Annotated in this window: 1 pseudogene; it reads left to right on the plus strand. The window is 34.8% G+C overall.

Annotated features, from left to right (window positions below):
- Positions 1-544: pseudogene (locus B5V89_RS20295) on the plus strand (RNA-guided endonuclease TnpB family protein); the annotation flags it as partial.
- Positions 545-741: the final 197 nt, after the last annotated feature.

The raw sequence follows: 741 nt of genomic DNA on the forward strand, positions 1-741 counted from the left end.
GAAACAAGTGGTTATTCGAACAGTATCTCATCGAACATTAGCGAACAGACTGTTAGAATTAGGCGATACTTTCTATATTGAAACAATGAATTTTAAAGCACTGCAAAAGCGGAAAAAGGAAACTGAAGTTTCTGTAAAGACTGGTAAATATAAACGTAAAAAGAGGTTTGGAAAATCACTAGGACATCGAGCACCGGCAATGTTTGTTTCTATATTAGAAGAAAAGGTAAAACGTCTTGGAGGTTCATTTATTAAAGTTAATACTCATAAATTTAAGGCCAGTCAGTATTGTCACGTACGAGATAATTATATTAAAAAAGCTTTGTCACAACGTTGGCATCAGATAGATGAAAACACGAAAATTCAAAGGGATTTATATTCGGCATTTTTGTTAATGAACTCAAACGCATCTGGAACGAAAGCCAATCGAAAACGTTGTCACGAAACGTTTCCTATATTTCAAAATCTACACGATTTTGCAATAAAAGAGATTATAAGTCAAAAAAAGATGATCTTTAATTCAGGCATCATCCTAAATAATTAAGTGAATTTAAATTTGCGGTTTGATACAACCGAACTCGTGAGAGCCGAAAGATGTTGTCGTTAATGGAAACGAATGTTTCTTTGACAGCGAATGTTCTGGAGAAAATTGTCTCAGTATCTGCAACCCTAGATGTCAAGCATACATTTTGTATGATCTGTGGCTGCCGGTCAGATGAAAGCAATAGATTCAGAACCCCA

This window comes from Heyndrickxia sporothermodurans (assembly GCF_003055045.1).
Taxonomy (GTDB): domain Bacteria; phylum Bacillota; class Bacilli; order Bacillales; family Bacillaceae_C; genus Heyndrickxia; species Heyndrickxia sporothermodurans.